Genomic DNA, 20,268 nt, shown 5'->3' on the forward strand with positions numbered 1-20,268 from the left:
TCGTTTTCGCCGCACAGGGTAACCAATCTCTGCTCGCGACGGGAGCCCGATAAGTTTAACGCGATAATTTATGCGATAAAATGACAAAGCGTAACAAGTCGTTACACCTTTATATCATTATAAACTATTGAATTGATTTACAAGAAAGTCTCGAAAATAAAAAAGGCAGCCTAGGCTGCCTCAATACTTTACCGATATAAAGACGATTATTGGGTACCACCAACTGTCATTTCATCGACTTTTAATGTTGGTTGGCCAACACCAACGGGGACGCTTTGACCATCTTTACCACATACGCCAACGCCAGCATCTAAGGCTAAGTCATTACCCACCATGCTCACTTTTTGCATTGATTCAGGGCCACTGCCAATTAAGGTTGCCCCTTTGACTGGCGAGGTAATTTCACCGTCTTCAATGAGATAAGCTTCAGCGCTAGTAAATACGAACTTACCTGAGGTAATGTCTACCTGACCACCCGCAAAATTAGGCGCATAAATCCCCTTTTTCACTGACTTAATAATATCTTCTGGTGAAGACTCACCAGCAAGCATGTAGGTATTAGTCATACGTGGCATAGGCAGGTGCGCGTAAGACTCACGACGACCATTACCGGTTGGTGCAACCCCCATTAAGCCAGCATTGTGCTTGTCTTGCATATAGCCTTTCAAAATACCGTCTTCAATCAGTACGTTGTATTGGCCTGGCGTCCCTTCATCATCAATATTTAATGAACCTCGACGATCCGCCAAAGTGCCATCATCAACGATGGTACAAAGACTAGATGCCACTTGCTGGCCTACTTTGCCAGAGAATGCCGACGAACCTTTGCGGTTAAAGTCACCTTCAAGACCATGACCAACCGCCTCGTGCAATAGCACGCCCGGCCAACCAGCACCTAAAACGACAGGGAAGCTACCAGCAGGGGCATCAATGGCGTCTAAATTAACAACCGCTTGGCGCACCGCTTCTTCTGCGTAAAACTTATATCTTGGCTTGTCGCCTTGGGCTTCAAAGAAATAGCTATAATCGGTGCGGGCACCACCGCCTGAACTACCGCGCTCACGCTTACCGTTAGACTCAACAAGTACCGAACAATTTAAACGAACAAGGGGGCGAATATCGGTTGCAAAGGTGCCATCAGTAGCCGCGACTAGCACATGTTCATAAACGCCAGATAAACTGACAATCACTTGGCTAACTCGACTATCGACACTGCGTGCATGTGCTTCAACTTCATGCATCAGCGCGATTTTCTTTTCTTGGCTTAAGCTCGCTAGTGGGTCAATCGCATGATAAATCGTTTCACTGCTCACATCGCTAAAAACTTGTACCTTGCCATGCTGACCACTTGCCGCAATGCCACGCGCAGCGTTGGCTGCTTTGTCTAATGCTTGTAGTGAAATATCATCCGAGTATGCAAAACCCGTTTTTTCGCCAGAAATCGCACGTATACCGACGCCGCGCTCAATATTGTATGAGCCTTCTTTAACAATGCCGTCTTCAAGCATCCACGATTCATGACGTGATGATTGAAAATATAAATCCGCAAAGTCCACTTGATGTTGGTGGATTTGACTTAGGGTGTCGGTTAACGCACTGCGATCTAACTGACTATCTGCAAGTAACACTTGCTCAACTTTATTCATCATGGATTAACTCTGTTTTAAATCGGTTGTGTTGGCGAACCGGAATACTGTTTCTTACTTGCGCCAACAAATCAGGATCAAAGTCGGCGCTAATCACGCCAATACCCGCTTCCTGTTCGGCTAATATTTCACCCCAAGGGCTGATGATCATCGAATGGCCCCAGGTTTCTCTGCCATTAGCATGCACGCCTTCTTGGCCGGCAGCAATAATATAAACTTGGTTTTCAATCGCCCTTGCTTGTAGTAACGTTTGCCAATGCGCTTTACCGGTCACTCGAGTAAACGCAGCTGGAACAGTAATGATATCGGCGCCTTGGCCCGCTAATTGACGATATAACTCAGGAAAGCGAACATCATAGCAGATTGATAAACCTAATTGGGCAAAAGGTAGCGCTATACAGCTCGTTTGCTCTCCTGCTGCTGTGTAGCGTGACTCTTGGTAATTTTTTTCATTGTCAGCAACGCTGACATCGAACAAATGCAACTTTTGGTAGTGACCGAGCAATTCTCCCTGTGGTGAGAATAAACACGACGTATTGTAAAACTTGTCTGGTGTCTTGGCTGGCGTTGGCAAACTGCCAGCAAGTAAATACACTTGATAACGCTCAGCTAATGCAGCAAGCCCTTGAAATATTTTTGCCTGCTGCTCAGCATTATGGGCAAGCTGCAATTGATCTTGCTCTTTGCCACCAAAGTAAAGGCAACATTCTGGCAGCAGCACGATGTGATCAGCTTCTGCGTTACTCGTCACACTAGCAGCCGCATGACTATCGTCCTTGCTTGTCAGCACTGTTAGTTGCTCAGCAATTTGCGCTAGATTGGCATCAATATCCGGCATGGCGCACATTTGCACTGCCGAGAGGCGAACTGTTTGCTTAGCCATTATTGTACATATTTAGGTTAGGGCCTAAGTTAGGAACCAGGTTAAGGTTTAAATCTAGTGGTGTCGGTGGGATAAATTCATCAAGCTGGCCTTCTGGCATAATATCTTCCGGCTCTACTGGCTTAGCTGGCATTTTCGGCTTATTTTCGACAAACGTTGGCGGCGTAGAGCGACCAACACTCACGTCACGGCTTTTGCGATTAACTTCTTTAAAGCTAGGCTCGTTAACACTGCCCGTCAGCTCAAAATTAAACTCTGACACCACCTGTGAAGTAAACACCTCATCAATAGCGACTCCAGCGAGGAAAACTGCTGGGTTTAGAGTGGCGATCCACGCCAATACGGGCAAGCTTGAAGTTAAATTCGGCTTGTAGCTCATGCGATAGTCGAGAATACCTGCCGCCAGTTCAGTATTGCCTTTCACCGATAGGTCACCCGCTGCGCCTTTCATGCGCATATTGTCGGTATACAAGACCCCATCTTTAACTTGTGCATCGGCGCGAATATAGGTGTAGAACATGCCATCAGAGAAGATATCGCGAAAATCTAAGGTGAGTTTACGCACCAGTGATTGTAAGCTCAGCACAGAGAAAATACGCGCGCCTTTGTCGCTCACTTCACTTAAGTAACCATCGTCAATATCAATCGATGCTTGGCCATTGAGTTTGGCTAAACTAAATTCAGTTGGGCCGCCTTGCCAATAAACATCATAGTCGGCTGTCATGCCGCTATCTTTAATCACACTGGCGTAATCAAATTTATCAAACTCACGCTCAAGCTCATTAATAGTAATTTTGCCGGTTAGCTCAGTCATTGACTGCTCAGGGCTTAACTGCCAAAAACCGGCAAGCTCAAGCTTAGATTTATCGCGACTGGCTTTAAAGTTTTCCAAGTTTAACTTGTCACCATTGTGTTTAAGCTGAAAACTCACTTGACCAAAATCTAATTTGCCCAGTTTACAGCTATCACACACCACATCTAACTTCGGAATACTGTTAAATAACGCCAAACGCTCTTGATAGGTTAACTCAACTGGCGGCTGTGTAGTTTGGTTCTTATCTGAGGCTTTGTCTTTTTCTATGCCTTGTTCTACGCTTGTTTCAGGGTCTTCATCTGCGCTGCCTTCGTCACCCATATCAGCCGCTAAATGAATAAAATCAGCATCAACTTCAAGCCCTTGTTGGTGCCAATTCGGGAAGAATTTTATCTCGCTACGCGCCTCTTTGGCATTGAGCCTGAGTAACCACCAATTTTTTTCATCAAGCAGGTTAAAAGATACATTGGTGAGCGATTGCCCTAAGACATCAAGTTGGTCAATATTACCGCGAATTCGCTCTGGCGCAGGGAATAAGCTGGCGGCTTTATTATCCTTACTACTTTTCGGTAAACTTTTTAGAATGTCGTCAATAAAAGGCTGCCATGCCTGTATGTCAGCATAAGCAAGCTTAGTTGTGATGTGAAAACCATTCATCGGCAACAACATGGTGTCATTACCCAATACTAAGTGAGAACGCTGAAACTGTGTTTCACTATGATCAAGCACGCCATAGAAACTGAGCTCTTCGCCAGCACTGACAGAAACCGTCGATTTATCCAACTGCCCTGTGACTTTCGCCGTTAACGGCAATGACGATTGCTTAGCTTTACCATATGGCGCTGGCAAATTAAGCTCTGTCGCCAATAAGTCACTGGTAATATCGGCTTCGTAGCTAAAGCCACCACCGCGATGCGAATTCAACGCCACTTGGCCTAGCCAATTCAATTGCCCATCTGCATAGGGTTTTAGCGGCTCTGGCACTTGTGTCAGCCACTCCTTGGCAGCCCAGTCGCCTTTAATTGCCAACAAGGTTTGATAATAGTCTTGCTGATCGCGGCCAGTCACTTCAATGCTCAGCGGCATATTACGCCACTTCAGCGATAAGTCCTGAGTATTAATCACGTCATTTTGGTAGGTCAGCCGACCATTAACGTTAGCGAATGACATTGCCGGTTTAGTTAACTCTAGCTGGTTATCAACAAAGTCAACGTAGCCTTTCGCCATCACTCCTTTAATATTCTTAAGTGGCAGCGATAGATCGAATTTACCGGATATTGACTTGCTAATCTGCAGTGTCGTCAGCACTTCACCCACACTCTTTTTCAGTGGGCTTTGCTGCATTAATTGCGTGACATTGGCAGGTGATTCTTGGTTAATGTCTGCTGATACCAGTAATAATTGCTCTTTGCTGAGATCAGCAATTTCAGCAGTAACACCTGCGACATTTAAACCCGTCAGGCTACCTTCGCGCGCCGTTATCAACATACCGTTATTGGTAAAGTTCAAATTGGCATCCATCCGTTCAATGGCCGGCCACTTGGTGTCGAAGGCAAACGTGGCATCGCTTAGCTCAGCATCAACGACGAAAATACCTTGCTGCTCGTTAAACGGAAAATCGCGAAAGGCTCCATTAAACAACACCTGACCCGAGCTAATTTGTCCATCAATTAAACTGCGATCTAAATAGTTAACGAGATCGTCACCCATTAAACGGTGTGGGTAATACAAATTAACTTGTTGCACATTCGCACGCTCAATATTGGCCAGTAGCGCCATACTCGCACTTCCGCCTTTAGGCACCGCAATATTCACTTCACCTGCTAATGCAATGTTAGGTGCAACAAAATCAAAGTTGTCGACATTTAAGTTCAGGCCAGTATCATCAAATTGAGCAGATAAATTGGCCGCCAGCTCAGTAAAAGCAATTGGCTGTTTAAAGTGCTCGGCAAAGTCCAATTGGCTATCGCTTGCCTTTAGCTGAACTACGACTTGGTTACCCTGTGCGATAACACTGGCATTAAGTCGGCCAACGCCCGGAATTGAGTTTGCATAATTCTGTTGATAATCAATTAGCTCAGCCGTTGCAGCAAATTCACCTGACAAGCGACGAATGTGAATATCGTTTAGTTGCCCACTTGGGCTAAGCTGAGCGAGCGTTTTTGAAAGTGTTGGTGAATCAACAAATAACGGCAGCAGTTCGCTTACGCCAGCGATATCTAGACCAGAGAGATAAGAGTCAACTTCGTCACCAATCACATCAGCATTTAGGTAGATTGGTTGCCACGCTTGGCCGCTCACTTCCACATTAATTGGCGCAGAATTTAAGACAATGCGATCACCTAAAATGTCAGCATTGAGCAACGCTTCTTTAAGTTGTACTTCATGCTCTTGCTCGTCGACTATCCAGCGTAGTTTAGAGTCTTCGATTGAAACGAGTAAGTTACTGGCTAGGCCATTGTCTATGGTCAGCCAAGATTGCCAATTAAGCTCAGAGTAGGTTTTATCATTTTCTAGGGTTAACGCACGATCTAGCCATGGTGTGACGTTAACACGCTGCCCTCTCACGTAGATTTGGCCTGACATATCGGCCACTTCACTACCGGTAAAATCAACCAACACTTTGGCGGTATTGGTTGCTAAGCCTTGAGCTAACACCTCACCACTAGCGCGGTGACGATTGCCTTGGTTAAGCCAGTTAAGGTGCTTGAGGGCGAGTTTTTTGTCACCACCAGCCGTGCGTACCACCACTTGGCTATTGGTTAATGAAAAGTTGCTGACGTGCAGCAGGAAAATGTCAGATAAACGGTCATAAATTGAGCTATCTTCGGTGCTGACGCCGTTGTTGGCAAGTTTAGTCGTATCTATCACGACTTTAGCACCGTCTAATGTCAGTCCCCTTGTCACTAAGGTACGGTGCTGAATACTGCGCCAAAAGTTAACTTTAATGTCTAAATGTTCGATAAAGACGACGGCTGATTCGGTATCAACCAAGCGAACGTTATTAGCCACCAGAACAGGCCCAACTTTTTGCCAATCCATGGTCAGCGCACCAATGTGAATATTGGTGTTGTAGGTCGTATTAATATGGTTTTGAAGTTCTGCCCGATAATTTTGCATATAAGGCAGCAACAAGCGCATGGCACTGATCAATACGGCAACGACAACCAAGAGTATGGCGATACACTTGTAGAGTCGATTTAACCATCTGTTAGAAAATGCCGTTATATTCAAATTTGTTACTACCTAGTTTTTAACGCCAATTGTTTTTGCCAGTTTTTAAACCTGCAAGTTATGCCTGTTCTTGTCATTGAGGCTTTCATACCATTTGGCATTTGCCAAGCGTTACTTTGTAAGCGAGTTTTAGCCGTACGCCAGTTTTAGGCTTTAGACCATGACTACGTCAAACTGTTCTTGATTGTACATAGGTTCTGTTTGAACCTTTATCAGCTTGCCTATAAAGACTTCAAGCTCTGCTAGGTTGTGGTATTCGTCATTAAGTAAAGACTCACTTACCGCAGTGGATGCATAAACAATAAACTGATCTGCATCATAAGCACGATTAACACGAACAATTTCACGTAGTATTTCAAAACAGACCGTCTCAACCGTCTTTAACGTTCCTTTTCCTTGGCACGAGGGACATTCACCACACAAAATATGCTCTAAACTTTCTCGTGTGCGCTTGCGCGTCATTTCTACTAAACCGAGTGACGAAAAGCCGTGAATGCTAAATTTCACTTTGTCTTTTGCCATCGCCATTTCAAGACTATGTAAAACACGGCGTCGATGATCTTCACTGACCATATCGATAAAGTCGATAATGATAATGCCGCCTAAATTGCGCAGCCTTAGCTGGCGAGCAATCGCTTGCGTGGCTTCCACATTGGTACTGAATATTGTTTCTTCAAGATTGCGATGCCCAACATAAGCCCCAGTGTTGATATCTATCGTGGTCATTGCCTCGGTTTGATCAATAATCAAATAGCCACCAGATTTGAGCATGATTTTGCGCTCTAGTGCCCTTTGAATTTCCGCTTCAACGTCAAATAAGTCGAATATCGGTCGCTCACCTGGATAGTACTCAAGTACGTGCGCTAAGTTAGGCACAAATTCTTGGGTGAACTCCATTAACTGATCATAAGTGAGCTTTGAGTCAATGCGAATGCGTTCAAGCTCAGTGCCAAAAAAGTCGCGCAACACTCGAAATGCCAACGACAAGTCTTGATAAATAGGCGCATTTATTTGCTTACGTTGTTTTCGTTCACTGACTTTCGCCCAAACGCGACGTAAAAATTCTGCGTCATGTTTAAGCTCTAATTCACCAGCACCTTCTGCGGCGGTGCGAACGATAAAACCGTGCTTATCATCGCAATAAGGTACCACAATATCTTTTAGGCGATTACGTTCGCTAACGTCTTCAATGCGTTGTGATATTCCAGCATGACTGGCATTGGGCATTAACACTAAGTAACGAGAAGCAATGGTAATATCTGTTGTTAGGCGAGCACCCTTGGTGCCCAGTGGGTCTTTGACAACCTGTACCATCAGGTACTGGCCTTCGTGAACAAGTGTGCGGATATCAGGCACTTGTTCAGGCTCTTTGCCATCGTCATTAAGCATGAGCTTAGAGTGGATATCAGAAGCATGTAAGAAGGCTGCTTTGTCTAAATTAATATCAACAAATGCCGCTTGCATGCCGGGTAAAACACGAATAATTTTACCTAGATAAATATTCCCCACTAAGCCACGCTTGGCCTCACGCTCAACGTGTAGCTCTTGAAGCACACCGTTTTCAATTAATGCAACGCGTGTTTCGCTTGGGGTAATATTAACCAGTAATTCACCACTCATGTACCACTCCTCTCTTCTATACCAATCCTTTAGCTAACCCTGGTTGTAAAAAGACAACATCCAACGGTTACTAACAATAATCTATTGGTTAATACTTCTAATCCACTTGCCTGCTTAAAGCCGCCTCACCCACTCACCATGGTGACACACTAATTCACTATGGCGACACATACCCTTTAATGCCAAACTTATTGAGCAATAATGACGTTTCATAAAGCGGTAAACCAACCACAGCAAAAAAGCTGCCATCAAGCTTACTGACAAACTGCCCGCCAATACCTTGGATGCCATAGCCACCCGCTTTATCTTGTGGTTCACCCGTTTGCCAATAATCGCCGATCTCTTTTGAGGATAGCTGTTTAAACCACACATCGGTAACAATAACTTGTGCTTGAACCTCGGTTTCACTCACCGCAGCAATTGACGTTAGCACTTGATGTCGCTCTCCAGAGAGCATGGTCATCATGCTGACAAAATCCTCAAAGCTCTGTGGCTTTCCTAAAATATGATTGTCGAATACCACAGTAGTATCACTGCCCAAGACAACTAACTCGCGTTGGCTAAGTTGTTTTTCTTGGGCGGCAGCAAGTGCGGTTTGCGCTTTCGCAATAGCTAAACGGTGTACATAATCACTAGCACTTTCATCGGCTAATACAGACTCGTCGATATCAGCAGGTAGGCAGGTAAATTGGTAACCCAACTGACTTAACAGCGCCTTACGGCGTGGTGATTGTGAGGCAAGAATAAGTTCCGGTTGGGTCATAATCACTCACTAAGAAATTTTAAAATGGCGACGTACTTTACGCAGTAGTAAGAAAGCCCAAGGCCATAGAATAACCGAGCTCATCACCGGATATAAATAGCTTGGTAAGAACACCACATCGGTTAACACTCGCTGCATCCAGAACACGAGCAAGTGATAAAGCGCAGCTAACACACCAACAATTAGTGCTTGCTGCCATAATGAAAAGTTACGTATCTTTTGAAAGTTAACCGCAGCAATGTATACAGATAAGGCCATTGCGCCTGCATGCACGCCAAGTGTAGAACCAAGCAATACATCTAATAAAAAGCCCATCACCCAAGCGGTAAAAACGCTCACGCGATTTGGCAGCGCTAAACTCCAGTAAATCAGAACAACCAGCACCCAGTCAGGGCGAAACGCATCGACACTATGAGGCATCGGCACTATGCTAGCAATTAATGCTAGTAGCAAACTCAGTACAATAATAATGCCGTTATTGGCTAGCATTGGCTGCCTCCTGTGCACGATTATTCGTTGAGCCTGTTGATTGCGTGCTCGGCTGATTGCTTGACTGCTTGTTTAACTGCTTAGGCGCAAAAATACTGGCTGGTTGCTCAGGCCACAACAGCAGTAAATATCGCAATTTATCAATTTGTGCGACAGGCTTACTGTAAACTTGAGCGAATGGGCGAGACTCGTCTTTGCGCACCATGATCACATTCGATACTGGGTAACCTTCAGGGTATTTTCCCCCCAAGCCAGACGTTACTAACAAATCACCAGTTTGAACGTCGGCACTATGGGGCACATGAGCATGCGACAAACGATCTATTTGCCCTGAGCCGTTAGCGATAATACGCGTACCGTTACGGCTAACGCGCACAGGTACAGCATGCGTTAAGTCGGTAATTAAAATCACTCGGCTGGTGGTCGTACCCACGTGCAGTATCTGACCAACAATACCTTGTTCGTCGAGCACAGGTTGGCCTTCATAAACACCATCGTTAGCACCACGGTTAATCACAATTTGATGCGAGTAAGGGTCGCTATCGACTGACAGTATTTCGGCAACCATTTTTTTAGTTTCAGTGCGCAAAGGCGACGCAAGCAGTGAGCGTAACCGTTCGTTTTCTTGCTTAACGATGGCCAACTCCATCAGTTGTTGCTGAAAGTTTAACTCGTTAACTTTTAGCGCTTCATTTTCTTCAATCAGTTGCTGACGGGTTACTAAGTTTTCGGCTGTCCATGTCATTAACTCTTTTGGCGTATTCGCCATATACTGCAATGGGCTCACCACCGACTGTAAATAGCCACGTGCGCTATCAAAGCTTTGCATTTTGTGGTCAAAGAAAATTAACAAGGCAGACACGATCATGACCAGTGCAAGACGGTGCTGAAGAGAAGGGCCATGTTTAAAGATTGGATTCATGACTAACCCAAGTGCAGGTTAAAGAAAAAAATGCCAGCGGCGCTGGCACTCTGTTAGTTTTTGCTAAGAAAACTATTGGTATAAGCGTGACTCATACGAAAGCTATTCATACGAAAAAAGGTCGCCGCCGTGCATATCGATCATTTCAATCGCTTTACCGCCACCGCGTGCAACACAAGTTAATGGATCTTCAGCAACTACTACCGGAATGCCCGTTTCTTCCATTAACAAACGATCTAAGTCTTTCAATAATGCGCCACCGCCGGTAAGCACCATACCGCGTTCAGAAATATCTGACGCCAACTCTGGTGGAGATTGCTCTAGCGCGACCATAATTGCACTGACAATGCCCGTTAATGGCTCTTGCAGTGCTTCAAGAATTTCATTGCTATTAAGTGTAAAGCTGCGTGGTACACCTTCTGCCAAATTACGACCACGTACTTCAATTTCAATCAGTTCTTCACCTGGGTATGCTGAACCAATTTCGTGCTTGATACGCTCTGCTGTTGCTTCACCAATTAAGCTGCCGAAGTTGCGACGTACATAGTTGATAATCGCTTCATCAAACTTGTCACCACCAATGCGAACAGAAGATGAGTAAACCACACCGTTTAACGAGATAATACCAACTTCAGTGGTACCACCACCGATATCAACAACCATAGAGCCGGTTGCTTCTGATACTGGTAAGCCAGCGCCAATTGCTGCTGCCATCGGCTCATCAATTAAGTAAACTTCACGTGAACCAGCACCCAGTGCAGATTCGCGAATAGCACGGCGTTCTACTTGGGTAGAACCACATGGTACACAAATCAAAACACGCGGGCTTGGGCGTAAAAAGTTATTGCTGTGCACTTGTTTAATAAAGTGCTGTAGCATTTTTTCAGTGACGAAGAAGTTGGCGATAACGCCATCTTTCATTGGGCGAATTGCTTCAATATTACCAGGTGTACGGCCTAGCATTTGCTTGGCTGCTAAACCTACGGCAGCAACACTTTTTGAGCCACCTGCACGGTCTTGTCGAATCGCCACTACTGACGGTTCATTAAGTACAATCCCTTGATCTTTTACATAAATTAATGTGTTCGCTGTTCCTAAATCGATTGATAAATCGTTAGAAAACATTCCGCGCAATTTCTTAAACATATGAACGCAATACCCTATAACTGTTACTGATTGGCCGCAGCAACGTGAATGTGCTTATCATTTCTGATTTTTTGATCGAGCTATCATAACCCAGTATTTATCTGATGTGTGCACTGATTCGCAAAAAATCACGCTGAATGGCAAGTTTTTTTTCATATTGGAGATCAAGTGGTTAAAAAAACAGCGCAGAAAATACGATTGACAAAAATCTACCGGTTCAATCAGCTGCCAAAAACGAAAAGAGGCAGCTAATTATTCTTATCAACGCATAGTTAGTACTTGCTAATTAACCTCAGGCTTGGATAAGAAATAGTGAATAACAAATCATTTCAAATACTTATGTTAATCGTTGTCTTCTAGCGAGATATTTTTGCTGATATCAAGGCAAATTTGCGCGTCAATAGCTAGTCTATTGCAAGTAAATTTAACGCTGGTAGCAGTAAAAATAACCGCTAGAAGCACATTAGTTATCCAGAGCTGAGGTTAATTAACTTCTCGCCAGTAGATTATGCGATCATTACCACGGTAGCGGCCAAAGGTAGCAATCGCTGAGGCGTTGTCATCGTGTATGAGCGTTTCGTCCCAATCATATTTCAACCATGTAGGGCTTTCATAAATCACATTAGTTTGCCCCTGATTATTTGCGCCAGGGGCAAGAAGTGAAAAATCTGTAAATTCACCGCCACTCAATGTGAGCGTTGATAATGACTCAACACTAGTCGCAGGGCTGGGCAAGCTTGGCATATCAATATTAGAAAGCGACAAGTCAGTAAGTTCTAGCACTGTGAAACTATCATCAGTATTCAATTGGTAGACATTACTATCGTTAAGAAATTCAACGTAAATATTCTGTCTTAGATTGCTTGTTTCAGGCCCAAAGCTATTATCAATAACCAAACGGCCAAACCTAACGCTGAATGTTTCGTTTGAGCTATTCACAAACGGTTTTGGTGTGATGCTTTGCCTACTATTCGCCGTAACTCCATCATCATCTTCAATTCGGGTTACAGTCATAGTAAATTCTGGCTCAAATGGCGGGATTTCAGCATTCTCTTCGTGAGCATACGCAAAGTTATCCATTGTACTGAGTTCATAATCGACTTCACCCTTTTCAATTCGAGCAAATAGCTGATTATTCGTAATAATCTCTGCCTTTGATATCGCCAATTTAGTATTACTTAGTTTACCATTTTTACTATCTTCAGTTGGTAACTCAATGGTAATTTTTGACTGCGATAAGCGCATAAAGTCGCCGATATAATTTTGCGTCACTTCGTCATCACTGTTGTAAGCGGTAATAGTAATTGTAGGCTGCTGCTGGTATCTAATACTGCCGTCTCCACTGGCATCTTCTTGACCTGAATACACCCAGTTCACTTGTGGCTCTACTGACGTCAAGGTTCCATGATTGTCAATTGCAGGTATAGCATTAGCATCTACTTTCACGGTTTGAATAAAATAGGCAGGAATAAAACGACCAATATCTATGGCAGTTGTTTCGCTGAGGCTGTTCGCATTCCACAACCCACCATCAACAATAAGTGCGGGGGTTTGATCGCCAAAGTTGGTATCAGAAACATCAAGTGTTACTAAACCAACTTCGCTGTATTTTGCTAATGATGTTTCGTATTTTCCTGCGGAAAACAGCGGTTGAGCAACAGAATTAGTGACATTAGCTGGCGTCCCAGAAGTTATGTCAGCCAAAGCAGGAAGGTTCAAAATACCTTCTACTGCGGCAGCATCAGTTGGGCCTGTTCTCTGTAAGTTTATTTGTAAATTACTCGGTTGATAATTAATGGTCGTCGAACCGCCGTAATTGACAGCCTCAAACGTAACTTTAAATGGCGTGCTCGCAACATGCCTGATTAGTGAATCGGCAGTAGTACCATCTAAGGCACTACCATCATTTTTTTCTACCAAGATATTAATGTAATGCGGTTTAACCCAAAAAGCTCCAGAGTTGCCCAATAAGGTAAAGCCCGGTTGCGTTGGCAAATTGGCTGGCTGTATATACCTTGCTGCTAGTTGCACTTGGCCAGCATCGTTATGAATATTACTAGGTAAGGTTGCTTTGCCATTTGCGTCAAAGCTAAGGTTTACATCTTCATAGCCACTGCTGATATCAGGTATAACCTTGCCGCCAATAGTGTACGGGTTGCTACCCTGATTGTTCGGGGTAAGATAACTCAACGCTAAGTCTACTGTTCTATTTTGATTAGCGAATAAGGTTTGACACTGGCCACTACCATTGTCTTGCTTTGCTTCTAACGTAACATTTTGAATCGGTAACCCTGCGGTGCCATTTTTAATCCCATCAAAAACAAACCCAGCCGTTGCAAAAGCGATATCACAGCTTTGGGTATTACCACCTAAGTCACCGCACTCAAAGGTATTGTCTGCACCTAAATTTAAACTAAGCGTTGCATTGCCTGCTTGGTTGTAATTTATCTCGGCGCGATTAGCATTATTTAAGGCAGGGCTTTGACCATTAGTAAGTGATATCGTACGGGTTAGGCCACCGTTAATTGCTAAAGTGACATCTGTGGTGATAGCGCTATCAATGTTGGTGCAATCGCCATTCGTGCAGGCAACAATTTGAATCGCCTCTGGTTCACAGGTTAGCCCCAATCCGTCATGACGAATTTGGAAAACACGCTTGTCATCCACGCAATCGGTACCCACCAACATATCCGCTTGAATTTCTGCTTGAGTAAGCACTTTGTTGTATATTTTGACTTCGTCAAAACGGCCTTGCGAAGATCGCGTTGATGGGAAATTACTTGCATCGCCACGCGCATAATTCGACGCATTGTCACCGAAGACAATTTGATTAAGGTCACTCATTTGACCATTGGTATTAAAGTTTAAACCCGCACGCAAGTTACCATCAACGTAGAGCTCAAATCTGTCATCAGGGTAGTTCCAGGTCGCTGTCACATAATACCAAGTATCTGCTGTCCGAGAGCTTGAGCTTGATTCCTGAAATGAAAAGTCTCTATCTCTGGAGTCTTCAAAACTGAATTTTAGGCGACCATTAGCGGCAATTTCTAAAACAAAATACTTGTCTCGCGCTGAGCCGCAATTAGGGTTGCCATTACATGAGGCATCAAATAGTACGCGCTCTCTACCTGCATTCCAGTTGATATCACTATTGAACCAAAAACTGATGGTACCGCGCGCGCCAACGTCTTCGTCGATATCTAGCGATGAACGAAAGGCATTGCTAATCGCCGTACTTGCGTTTTCGCCCGCTGAATCAAAGCCGCGACAAAATTTACTGTCGGTATCTAATAGGCCACCAATGTTGGTTGCGTGATTATCGCCGCCACTCATATCATCAATTTGGCCCGATATGTCACTTTGTTCAAAGGTGTAATGAGCGAGTAAGCTACTAGTTGGACATGGGTGCCTTTCTTGAAAAATATTGTTGATTTGCGCACCTGATAACGCGCCGCGATACACTCTGACTTCATCCATATCACCGGTAAAGCGATTGGCCGTTTCGCCGCCATCTGTTTCACCACCAATTGAAGCTGGGCCGGATGCTGTCCCCCAATTACCGGTGTAGGTATTAATGGTGCTGCCACCTGTTATTTGTTGAGCGACCCCATTCACATAAATCTGACGAGTTTTATTCGCACTATCGTGCACCGCTGCAACGAATGTCCAAGTATTAGCAGGAATTGAGCTCGCGGTATCAACGCTAATGGGATTTACGCCACGAGAGTAGAATCTTAACCGGCCATTGCCAGGGTCGCCAAGGCTAAAACCGTAGCCTCTATCTGAGTTGTTTTCATCATCAATAAAGATACGAGAGCCGCGGTCTAAGTTACTAGGGTTTATCCATGCGGTAATCGTAAAACTGCCTTGCAAATTGTCAAAATTACTGGGCAACTCTACGTAATCATTTACCCCGTCAAAACTGCCATAGCGACATGTTCCAGGATCCCCAGTTAACGCTGGTAGAAGTTCACTGGTAACCGCGCCATTAATAGCGGTTGCACTAAAGTTACCCGTTTGATCGGCTACTTCTCCCGCAAAGCCATTCCAACTTTGCTCATCCATACGATAGTTTGCTAACAGTCGCACACAGTCATCACAGCGCACTTCAAAATTGTCATAACGAACGTCATTATCGTTGTCGTAGGAGTATAGACCCGTTGTTTGTAGCGATGGAATCTCATTTGAAGACAATACGAGCGACATATTGTTGCCCCCTGCATTGCCTAAACATACGCCTGTGCCATCACTGGTCACCACCACTTTCATGGTGAAATTGTTGCCTGCACTTGTTCCTGTGCTCGGCGCACTATCGAGCAGGATTGGAACGCCGCCGGCTACTTTCACTAAATCAAGTTGTCGGTACGTACCTGGAAATGACGTGTTATTTCGGTAGCTAGTGCCAATTTTTGTCCAACGCGCTAAGTAATAGTTACGTTCGTCTTGATAACCAAAAACAATACCTAAGTCGTTGTTTGTTGGGCGGGAGGCATTAGACGTGATATTGGTAGTGATACTAAATTGGCGTGCAAAATCGGTACCTAATGAACCAAAGTCATAAGCAACCATACCAAATTCGTTGTCGTTGCCCTGAATATTTAAACGGTTGCTGCGAATATTAAACGTTAGCGACTCTCGCCCATTGCCGGTGTTGAGAATTGAATCATTCGGCCAGTTACTTACCGTGCGATTAAAGTCGACTCGACTCCATAGCCCTTGATCACTACTAAAATTATCAAATGTGACTTGTTCAAAGCTATCTGCTGCATCGCAAGTAATGGCAGCTTTGGCGGAAATAGGCACTAAGCTTAGTAGCAAGGTGAATAACCAGAAACAATAACGCATTACAAACTTCTCGCTTCTACTTCAATGGTTCTTAGGGTTTGAACTTCACCAGCAGTACATTGCCCACTTGCCGTGATTCGATAATAAGTGACCCCATCAACAACAAAATCATTACAGCTAAGTGCACTAACACGGCAGCCATTTAAACCACCTACACTACTCAAGCTATTAAGCACGCTTGGAATAGTATTGTCGCTGCTTCTGTTGGTTACAGGATCTGGCACACCACAACGTTGGGTGCTGGCAGATACAGGGAAGATCATTGATAAACGCTGTTGTGCGCCCACATTGGCAGCTTGGTATGCGCGAGTTCCTAACACTTCATACGCAACTGATTGAGAAGATGTTGCTATCATACGCGTCATTGCTGTACCCAGTAACAACATCACCACTAACACAAAAATCGCTAAAATAAGTGAACTACCATGCTGTTTAGCTTTAGTTTTATTAAGGGAATATTTTGAATTTCTTTGACGGATTAAGCGATAGTTAAGGTACATTCAACACCTGCACTTCATTGTTAAAGATCACTTGTTCGCCACCACGGTTAAATCTGAGGTCCGCACGTGTAATTGCATTTCGAAATTGAGATGGCGTTGCTAATTCAAATGGTGCGTAATCTGGAATGGCATCACTAGGGTTGTTATTCGGTATTTGTAAGTTTTGCGCCATTAATACGCGATTTAGCACATTGTTGACCTGTTCATAGCGATAAAGCTCTGTGTTTTCAACACAATACCTTATGGATTGACTAATAAAATATAAGCGCTGTGTTGGTGAATCTTCAGCAAAGTGAACATTTGTCGGGACATCAAGCTCAACTGTACCTGTATCAGCATTTGCTGCAATATTCACACTATCGACAGGATAAATATAACGAGTATTACTGGCATACAAGTCGGTTTCATTTATCGGATAGACAGCAACACTATGATTGTTATTTACATTGTTAGCCCCGCTAAAATTGATAATGCTTAGGGTATCACTAGCGGGCTCTGGCGCTACCGGAATGTCTTGGTAAATAGTACTTGCCACAATCGGCATAAACTCAACACACTGCACATTCACGCTGGAAAAGTTAGCTCGAATACTGTTTGGCAATGCCTGTCGCAATTCTCGATTTAAACGCTCAACTGCAAAGCGTGCGCTAGCTATCAATTCATCACGCGCAGAAACTTCAGCATAGGCTTGGCTACCAAGGCGAATAAAACTGCCAATACCAACAGAAGTAATACCTAATAATACGATTACCATGACCATTTCAATCAAGGTAAAACCACGGCCACGACTTAGCATTAGAAGTTTACCTTGTAGGTTGAGAACGCAATAATTTCTCCGTCTGGTGCTCTAACTTCGACACCAATACGCTTTGCGACAGCATAGCCATTATCATTTATACCGTCGTAGTTGCCATCATAAAAAACATTGATTGCCACTCGAAAATTACGATAGATATCCGAGGTATAAGGCGCTTTACCCCAGTTAACCAAATTTGCACATGTTAGGTCAAAAGACTGCTCAGGATTAGACGTGTCGTAGCATTGAAAATCATCAACATCATTGTAGTTTTCACGCGTTTCTTGGTTAGGTATTACACCATCAGGCCCTAATGCGCCTGCGCTTGAGCATGTGCTGCTACTGCATCGCACAATGCCCCCAACATGATCAGAGTTTTCATCAAACGAGCGCGCCAGTATTTCATTCATCACAGTTTGCCCAAGCTCAGCGGCGCGTATTTGGTGTAACTGATTAGCACTTTGTACTGTCGTTGGAATAACAAGGCTGGTAATCACAGAAAAAGAAATCGATAACACAACAATGCCAATAATCAACTCAATCAAGGTAAAACCCTTGGTTTTTTTAAGTTGAAGTTTACCTAATTGGTTAAATTTATGATTGTCCTGCAGTCCAGCTTGCTCACTAGACAAGCAAGTACTAGATAAGTGGATTCGTCTACTGGGCATGAATATACCCCTGAGATTCGATTAAAATAGTCAGCGTTTCAGTGCCTTTTATCTCAATGCTGCAATTATTACCGCAACTGGGTACACCCCATTTATCAAAACTAATTAATCCATTAGATGCTGATGTAGAGAAGGTCACATTGTCACTAGCAGTAAGTTCAGTTAGGCGGGTAAAGTCATTGTCGCGATCGCCAAAATCACTCGTAAAGCCATTACAATTAGCATTATCAGGAATACCTAAACGCGTGCTGTCAATAAGAATGCGATTACACGCACTAGCATCTTGATTCATCGCACGTTGCTGAGCATTACGCAGTATTGCGATAGCTTGGGTGCGATAGCTATATTCTTCAAAGCCATCAGAGCCAGTAAAGCGAGGTAAGATAGTTGCAGCTAAAACGCCAATAATAATAATAGTGACAATCAACTCTAGCAGTGTAAAACCGACTTGAGCGTTAAGTGTGCTGAAACTTTTAGGTAATGCAGATTTATCGATAGAGAGTGTATCTCGCCTAGCGCAGTTAGTTATTTTCAACGAATTATTGTCCACGCCAGCTACCTTTCCTTACTCATGCGACAATCTTGAGCGACAAATAACGTTCGATTAACGTATTTATACTATTGATTAGTATACTGTTAACAATGCAATAGTCCAAATTGCTAAACTAGTCCCAAGACTACTAAATCTCAGATAAAAAAAGAGGGCTAAAGAGCCCTCTTTTTTATTTATTACTACCAGTTGTTATGTACAAGGTGTAGGTTCAATAGTCGGGCGACCGTTTGCTGCGTTAACTTCAGTATAAACGATAGAACAATTGTTACCAATCGCTTGACCAGAGCTTGGCTCGCGACCTTGCGGGTATATTACAACTGATTTAGGTGTTCCTGTGATTTCATGAAAAGTAAAATCAGTGTCGTCGTCGGCATTACTGATATCTAGATCTAAAATCAATTGCAAGTTAGCAGCTGTTGCTTCTGGATATCCAAACAAAATATCAACATCACCAAAGTTGGTTGTTACATCTTCATCAGCTGCATTTGAATCTTGGTTACCCTCTACTAATGACTTGCTATATACTAGTGTTGCTGCACCTTCTAAAGCTGCCTCAACACCATTTAGTACAGAATTTTGTGCATCATCTTGCAGATCAATAAATCTAGGCGCTGCAGTAGCAGCTAAAATACCTAAAATAACAATTACAACGACGAGTTCAATTAAGGTAAAACCTTTTTGCTTCTGTAATGTTTTCATAATACGACTCTTTATTTATTAATAATTAACGTTTTTATCTTAAGACTATATTAGTTGTTAATATAAACAACTACGGAGCTATTCGCAGGATTGTAGGTAAATAAATTACCCGTGCCAGTTGCTGCCCCTGCTGTTGGCGCAATAAAGTTACCGTTAGCATCTTGATTGAGTGACTCTTTTAAGTAAAAAGCACAAATATTAGAGCTGGCTGGCGGCTGATTGGCAATAATAGTTGCTAAGTAACTTGCACCACTATTGTTATTTAAATTGCCAATGGTTGATTCTATGACCGGAGGCTGCTGCAAAATATTCTGCCAAATTTGTACACAATTGCTCACGTCAAAAGCTGCGCCTAGCGTTGCGCCATCGGTTAAGCCTGTCACATAACCTGGTCTAACGTTCGCTTGGTTGTTCGCAGGAGTTGTTAGTACAAGATTAACGCCATCATAGTTGACTGAGTTAACCGTTGCATTGTTAATACTGCTCTGTGGGCGCCCTTCCGCTTCCCACTGCGCTCTCACCAGTGATACCGCAGTAGCAAAGCCACCTGCCATACCTTCAATATTGGCTTGTTTAGCTTGGTCGGTTAAATCTAAAAACTTTGGAATAGCGGTTACCGCTAAAAACCCCAAAATAACGACCACAATAACCAACTCGATTAATGTAAAACCTGATTGTTTTTTCATGGGA

At 43.7% G+C, this 20,268-nt stretch carries 15 protein-coding genes; all 15 read right to left on the reverse strand.

Annotated elements, in window-relative coordinates:
• Nucleotides 1–206: 206 nt before the first annotated feature.
• On the reverse strand, nt 207–1,646 hold the full coding sequence (tldD, locus tag DXX92_RS15855; RefSeq protein ID WP_116002474.1) for a metalloprotease TldD: 1,440 nt from the start codon (nt 1,644–1,646) through the stop codon (nt 207–209).
• A complete protein-coding gene (locus tag DXX92_RS15860; protein WP_116001420.1) occupies nt 1,639–2,529 on the reverse strand; it encodes a carbon-nitrogen hydrolase family protein in 891 nt (296 codons plus the stop codon). The genes tldD and DXX92_RS15860 overlap by 8 nt, the downstream gene beginning before the upstream one ends.
• On the reverse strand, nt 2,522–6,577 hold the full coding sequence (locus DXX92_RS15865) for a YhdP family protein (RefSeq protein WP_116001422.1): 4,056 nt from the start codon (nt 6,575–6,577) through the stop codon (nt 2,522–2,524). Before DXX92_RS15865 ends, DXX92_RS15860 begins: the two co-directional genes overlap by 8 nt.
• A 153-nt stretch (nt 6,578–6,730) precedes the next feature.
• Nucleotides 6,731–8,197 (reverse strand): ribonuclease G, encoded by a 1,467-nt coding sequence (rng, locus tag DXX92_RS15870; protein WP_116001424.1) that lies wholly within the window; start codon nt 8,195–8,197, stop codon nt 6,731–6,733.
• Nucleotides 8,198–8,354: 157 nt separating this feature from the next.
• A complete protein-coding gene (locus DXX92_RS15875; RefSeq protein ID WP_116001426.1) occupies nt 8,355–8,960 on the reverse strand; it encodes a Maf family protein in 606 nt (201 codons plus the stop codon).
• A 9-nt stretch (nt 8,961–8,969) separates the two neighbouring features.
• Nucleotides 8,970–9,449, reverse strand: a complete 480-nt coding sequence (mreD, locus tag DXX92_RS15880; protein WP_116001428.1) for a rod shape-determining protein MreD — start codon at nt 9,447–9,449, stop codon at nt 8,970–8,972.
• Complete coding sequence (gene mreC, locus DXX92_RS15885; RefSeq protein WP_116001430.1) at nt 9,436–10,371, reverse strand: rod shape-determining protein MreC; 936 nt, start codon at nt 10,369–10,371, stop codon at nt 9,436–9,438. Before mreC ends, mreD begins: the two co-directional genes overlap by 14 nt.
• Before the next feature lie 102 nt (nt 10,372–10,473).
• Complete coding sequence (locus tag DXX92_RS15890) at nt 10,474–11,517, reverse strand: rod shape-determining protein (protein ID WP_116001432.1); 1,044 nt, start codon at nt 11,515–11,517, stop codon at nt 10,474–10,476.
• Between the two features lie 483 nt (nt 11,518–12,000).
• Nucleotides 12,001–16,362, reverse strand: coding sequence for a LamG domain-containing protein (locus DXX92_RS15895; RefSeq protein ID WP_116001434.1), 4,362 nt, complete (start codon nt 16,360–16,362; stop codon nt 12,001–12,003).
• Nucleotides 16,362–16,862 carry a pilus assembly PilX N-terminal domain-containing protein gene (locus DXX92_RS15900; protein WP_116001435.1) on the reverse strand — a complete coding sequence of 167 codons (501 nt, stop codon included), beginning with the start codon at nt 16,860–16,862 and terminating at the stop codon, nt 16,362–16,364. Before DXX92_RS15900 ends, DXX92_RS15895 begins: the two co-directional genes overlap by 1 nt.
• Nucleotides 16,852–17,658: a type II secretion system protein gene (locus DXX92_RS15905; RefSeq protein WP_116001436.1), complete on the reverse strand. Its 807-nt coding sequence runs from the start codon at nt 17,656–17,658 to the stop codon at nt 16,852–16,854. Before DXX92_RS15905 ends, DXX92_RS15900 begins: the two co-directional genes overlap by 11 nt.
• Complete coding sequence (locus DXX92_RS15910; RefSeq protein WP_116001437.1) at nt 17,658–18,326, reverse strand: type II secretion system protein; 669 nt, start codon at nt 18,324–18,326, stop codon at nt 17,658–17,660. The genes DXX92_RS15905 and DXX92_RS15910 overlap by 1 nt, the downstream gene beginning before the upstream one ends.
• A complete protein-coding gene (locus tag DXX92_RS15915; RefSeq protein WP_116001438.1) occupies nt 18,316–18,876 on the reverse strand; it encodes a type IV pilin protein in 561 nt (186 codons plus the stop codon). The genes DXX92_RS15910 and DXX92_RS15915 overlap by 11 nt, the downstream gene beginning before the upstream one ends.
• 192 nt (nt 18,877–19,068) lie before the next feature.
• A complete protein-coding gene (locus DXX92_RS19345; protein WP_116001440.1) occupies nt 19,069–19,578 on the reverse strand; it encodes a type II secretion system protein in 510 nt (169 codons plus the stop codon).
• A gap of 50 nt (nt 19,579–19,628) precedes the next feature.
• The gene (locus DXX92_RS19350; RefSeq protein ID WP_116001442.1) at nt 19,629–20,264 is read right to left on the reverse strand and encodes a type II secretion system protein; all 636 of its coding nucleotides are present in this window, start codon (nt 20,262–20,264) and stop codon (nt 19,629–19,631) included.
• Nucleotides 20,265–20,268: the final 4 nt, after the last annotated feature.

Source organism: Thalassotalea euphylliae, assembly GCF_003390395.1.
GTDB classification, from domain to species: domain Bacteria; phylum Pseudomonadota; class Gammaproteobacteria; order Enterobacterales; family Alteromonadaceae; genus Thalassotalea_F; species Thalassotalea_F euphylliae_C.

Bases quoted from the DNA above. Each gene is read 5' to 3' on its own strand.
- tldD (WP_116002474.1), bottom strand. From the start codon at position 1,646: ATGAATAAAGTTGAGCAAGTGTTACTTGCAGATAGTCAGTTAGATCGC.
- DXX92_RS15860 (WP_116001420.1), bottom strand. From the start codon at position 2,529: ATGGCTAAGCAAACAGTTCGCCTCTCGGCAGTGCAAATGTGCGCCATG.
- rng (WP_116001424.1), bottom strand. From the start codon at position 8,197: ATGAGTGGTGAATTACTGGTTAATATTACCCCAAGCGAAACACGCGTT.
- DXX92_RS15875 (WP_116001426.1), bottom strand. From the start codon at position 8,960: ATGACCCAACCGGAACTTATTCTTGCCTCACAATCACCACGCCGTAAG.
- mreD (WP_116001428.1), bottom strand. From the start codon at position 9,449: ATGCTAGCCAATAACGGCATTATTATTGTACTGAGTTTGCTACTAGCA.
- mreC (WP_116001430.1), bottom strand. From the start codon at position 10,371: ATGAATCCAATCTTTAAACATGGCCCTTCTCTTCAGCACCGTCTTGCA.
- DXX92_RS15890 (WP_116001432.1), bottom strand. From the start codon at position 11,517: ATGTTTAAGAAATTGCGCGGAATGTTTTCTAACGATTTATCAATCGAT.
- DXX92_RS15895 (WP_116001434.1), bottom strand. From the start codon at position 16,362: ATGCGTTATTGTTTCTGGTTATTCACCTTGCTACTAAGCTTAGTGCCT.
- DXX92_RS15900 (WP_116001435.1), bottom strand. From the start codon at position 16,862: ATGTACCTTAACTATCGCTTAATCCGTCAAAGAAATTCAAAATATTCC.
- DXX92_RS15905 (WP_116001436.1), bottom strand. From the start codon at position 17,658: ATGCTAAGTCGTGGCCGTGGTTTTACCTTGATTGAAATGGTCATGGTA.
- DXX92_RS15910 (WP_116001437.1), bottom strand. From the start codon at position 18,326: ATGCCCAGTAGACGAATCCACTTATCTAGTACTTGCTTGTCTAGTGAG.
- DXX92_RS19345 (WP_116001440.1), bottom strand. From the start codon at position 19,578: ATGAAAACATTACAGAAGCAAAAAGGTTTTACCTTAATTGAACTCGTC.
- DXX92_RS19350 (WP_116001442.1), bottom strand. From the start codon at position 20,264: ATGAAAAAACAATCAGGTTTTACATTAATCGAGTTGGTTATTGTGGTC.